Source organism: Oceanobacillus sp. B139/18 (assembly GCF_055524595.1).
This window is the reverse complement of record NZ_JBVFXI010000021.1, coordinates 1-3,763: the sequence shown is the minus strand read 5'-3', so window position 1 is coordinate 3,763 and position 3,763 is coordinate 1. Positions and strand designations below refer to the sequence as shown.

The window sequence follows — 3,763 nt, the reverse complement described above, 5'->3', positions numbered from 1 at the left end:
CCAGGAGAGCCGGGAGAAGAGTCGACAGATCCTGAGACTCCAGGAGAAGAGTCGACAGATCCTGAAAACCCAGAAGAATCAGGGGAAGAAGCAACAGATTCTGGTGAATCAACCGCTGATGGAAAAGGCAAAACAGATGGAGATTCCGTTGAACAATCGGGAGACCCTAAAGTTGGAGAAGGTGCTGAGACCGATAAAGGTGATGATGGAGAAGCATTGCCAGGTACAGCAACATCCATGTTCAACTTATTGCTTATCAGCTTAGGATTACTGGCAGCCGGTGCAATTCTAATGATTGTATACCGAGTTCGTAATCGCTCCTCTCACTAGATAGAACGGATTTAATTAAAAAAGAGGTTATTGCCAATTAAAGGTAATAACCTCTTTTTCTGTTTTAAAAAGAAAAAATTAAATGTGACATCTTACTTACATATCGCCTGCATAAAACAATGGCAGAAATTCCTTTCAACAATTACCAATCACCTGTCGTCATATCGAGCTTTCTTTTTGCTCACACTAATGAAAAAGAAGGGAAGGTATTTAAAATATGCGAAAAAGCGTTTTCATCCTCTTACTAATACTGATAACAATACAATTTCATATCCCTTCAACCGCCCATGCAGAACAGGAAATGCCTGTAATGAAGGTGCATTTTATTAATGTTGGTCAAGGAGACAGTATTTTAATCGAGACGCCTTTAGACCGGACTATTTTAATTGATGGCGGACCTCCGGAGGCTGGCGATGCTCTGGTTAACTATATTAAGGAACGGCGGATTAATGAAATTGATTTAATGATTGCTACCCACCCAGATGTCGATCATATTGGCGGTTTAGTAAAGGTCCTGGATGAGATAGATGTAGGCGGTGTGCTTGATATCGGCAAGCTTCACCCGACAAAAACATTTGCAGCGTACATGAACCGGATTCGTGATTTACAAATACCGCTGACGATTGCTGAAAAAGATACTCCGATTGAGATTGATCCAATGATTTCACTGGATATTTGGAATGCAGCGCAGTCTTTGACTTCTCCTAATGCATCCTCGTTAGTTTTAAAGCTTAATTATGAAGAAACAGATATGCTTTTTATGGGCGATGTCGGTAAAAAAGAAGAAAAAGAAATACAAAAAAAACATGATGTCGACGCGGAATTGATTAAAATCGGGCATCACGGTTCGAATACAAGTACGGGTATGTCTTTTTTAGAAGCGGTAGACCCTGAAATTGCTATTTTAACCTACAGCAAAGATAATAACTACGGTCATCCTGTTCCTCGGGTGATTGAACATCTATACGAAATTAATGCGCTGATTTATTCTACTGCTGCTTTAGACAGTATTACAGTTGAAACGGATGGGGAGACGTTAATTGTAAATCCGAGAATGAATCCAATCCAAAAATTTGTGGAGGAACAGGCAGGGTAAACATCATATCTTTTACAATTTAATACAAAAATGATATCATTATAGTATAATAAAGATATGAAGGAGCGGATTTCATGCAGGAACGTAAAGCTTGGAGCATTAATGGCGCAATTGGAATCGGTCTGATTGTTGTTTTACTTGCATTAGGGGTATTCAGTATTGTTCAATCGTATGTTGTTTTAGGGGTTGTGCTTGTTTTAATTGCAGGTATTCTAATTAGCGGGATAACCATCGTGCAGCCTAATCAATCGATTGTCGTTATTTTCTTAGGTAAGTATATGGGAACGGTACGGCGTGAAGGAATTTTGATAACTGTGCCATTTTCTGTGCGCAGAACAATCTCCTTGAGAGTTCGTAACTTTAACAGTAATCGATTGAAAGTAAATGATGTAAACGGAAATCCAATTGAAATTGCTGCAGTGGTTGTTTTCAAAGTGGTAGATGCAGCCAAAGCCGTTTTTGACGTAGATCAATATGAAGATTTTGTGGAGATTCAAAGTGAAACAGCTATTCGCGCTGTGGCAACAACGTATCCATATGATTCTTTCACCAATGAAGAATTAACCTTACGTGGAAATGCAGATGAAGTATCAAACCAATTAACAACAGAGCTTCAAGATCGTCTGCAGGTTGCCGGAGTAGAAGTGATTGAAGCGAGGTTAACACACTTAGCATATTCTACAGAAATCGCTCAGGCGATGCTGCAGCGTCAGCAGGCAAGTGCAATTATCTCAGCCCGGGAGCAAATTGTTCAGGGTGCTGTCGGAATGGCTCAGGATGCTATTTCCCGCTTGGAAGCAGATAATGTAGTGGATTTAGATGATGAACGCAGAGTGGCGATGATTAATAACCTGCTTGTTGCCATTGTCTCCGATCAAGGAACACAGCCGGTAATCAATACAGGATCGCTTTACCAATAAGCAGGGGTTACTATGGCGAAGAAAAAAAACTTTCCATTACGTATCGATCCGGAGCTTTATGACATATTGCAGCGCTGGGCAAAGGATGAGTTTCGCAGTGTCAATAGCCACGTTGAATTTTTGCTGAGAGAATCTGCTAAACGAGCGGGAAGGCTGCCGAAAAAACAGGATAAGAAAATTGGGGAAGATTAAAGAATTTCGATGGAAATCCCAAACGAATAGCCTTAAGAAATCATCAGAAGCTGTTATTTCTTAAGGCTATTTTATTTAGGATACTTCCTCATCAGAGTTGACAGCAGCTTCTGAGTGAAATTGCTGATAGGACAAGTAATGCTTTTTTGTAATCACAAATAAATCATATATTGCTTCATTAGAATGTGCATTAATGCGTTTATACATAGAGTCGTATAACTCATTTGCAAAAGTAACGTAAGGAAGCTTTAAAACAGCTTTTAAGGAACGTTTGTTACTTTTTTGCACTTTCATAAAGATACCATCAATGCCTTTAGTAGTAAAAAGTTCATGAAAGAAGGCATCTTTTGCTTGGCGATTATAGCCTTTACCAAAATACGGCTTACCGATCCAAGTAGCTAAAAATCCATAATTATCCTCTATATCAAAAAGATTAATCGTACCAATTGGCTGCTGATATTCATCTAAAATCGTTCTGGAAATTAATTCTCCACGGTCTTCCGCTTCTATTGTCTGCTTGGTTGAAAAGTAAAATTCATCCACGGTTGCAGCTTTTTGCCTGACAAATGGGTATACCTCGGGGGCTGTCATCAATTCATATAAAGCTGGCACTTCCATTAAATCACGTATTTTAAGCATAAAAATACCCTCCTTTTTCCAGGCGGGTACATTCATTAGCAAAAAAGCCGCAGCTAGTGAGTCACCCGCCCTCGAATTTTTATTTTTAAAGTAGCTTGGAAACAAAAATTCGGGGCGGGAATCGAACCCGCTAGAACCAGGAAACCCCGGTGGCGCACCATTTGCCTTCCCTATTTAATTGATCTTCTATCAATACAGCCGAATAGGCTGTTCATCAGCTCTTTTCAAATTCATTTTTGATAATTTTATTGTATGATTTTTTTGGTAAAATGCAAGTGTTTTTTTAATAATAAAGCATGAAATTTTTGTAAGTATATTTTGGACCAGCACAGCAGCTGCTGATTCGAAACTAGAAGGAGAGAGAAAGAAGCAGGAGAGAATGGTTACCGCACAAAGATAAGAAAATAGCATAAAAAACAACTTGGTTTAGGAACATTTGTTCTGTATGATTTGTTTAGATAGCCATCTCAGAAACTCACCTTATCAAAATAAAAGGATGTGTTTTTTATGCCCCAAATATGTCTCCGAAAAGTATACTCCTCATCAGAAACACCCTCTCTGCATGTACAGGAAGAATCCAGGTCAA

Annotated in this window: 5 protein-coding genes; 4 read left to right on the top strand and 1 reads right to left on the bottom strand. The window is 39.1% G+C overall.

Annotated features, from left to right (window positions below; genetic code table 11):
* From ACZSMY_RS23100 to ACZSMY_RS23085, 4 genes are all read left to right on the top strand, one after another.
* Window positions 1-330 (top strand): hypothetical protein (locus ACZSMY_RS23100; RefSeq protein ID WP_465148378.1); only part of this gene is annotated, 330 nt, incomplete at its 5' end.
* Between the two features lie 310 nt (window positions 331-640).
* Window positions 641-1,426 carry a ComEC/Rec2 family competence protein gene (locus tag ACZSMY_RS23095; RefSeq protein WP_226895236.1) on the top strand — a complete coding sequence of 262 codons (786 nt, stop codon included), beginning with the start codon at window positions 641-643 and terminating at the stop codon, window positions 1,424-1,426.
* Window positions 1,427-1,500: 74 nt separating this feature from the next.
* The gene (locus ACZSMY_RS23090) at window positions 1,501-2,346 is read left to right on the top strand and encodes an SPFH domain-containing protein (RefSeq protein ID WP_042533421.1); all 846 of its coding nucleotides are present in this window, start codon (window positions 1,501-1,503) and stop codon (window positions 2,344-2,346) included.
* Window positions 2,347-2,358: 12 nt separating this feature from the next.
* Window positions 2,359-2,538: a type II toxin-antitoxin system antitoxin gene (locus ACZSMY_RS23085; protein ID WP_042533423.1), complete on the top strand. Its 180-nt coding sequence runs from the start codon at window positions 2,359-2,361 to the stop codon at window positions 2,536-2,538.
* Window positions 2,539-2,613: 75 nt separating this feature from the next.
* On the opposite strand, the gene ACZSMY_RS23080 is transcribed toward ACZSMY_RS23085, so the two are convergent.
* Complete coding sequence (locus ACZSMY_RS23080; RefSeq protein WP_042533425.1) at window positions 2,614-3,177, bottom strand: GNAT family N-acetyltransferase; 564 nt, start codon at window positions 3,175-3,177, stop codon at window positions 2,614-2,616.
* Window positions 3,178-3,763 lie beyond the last annotated feature (586 nt).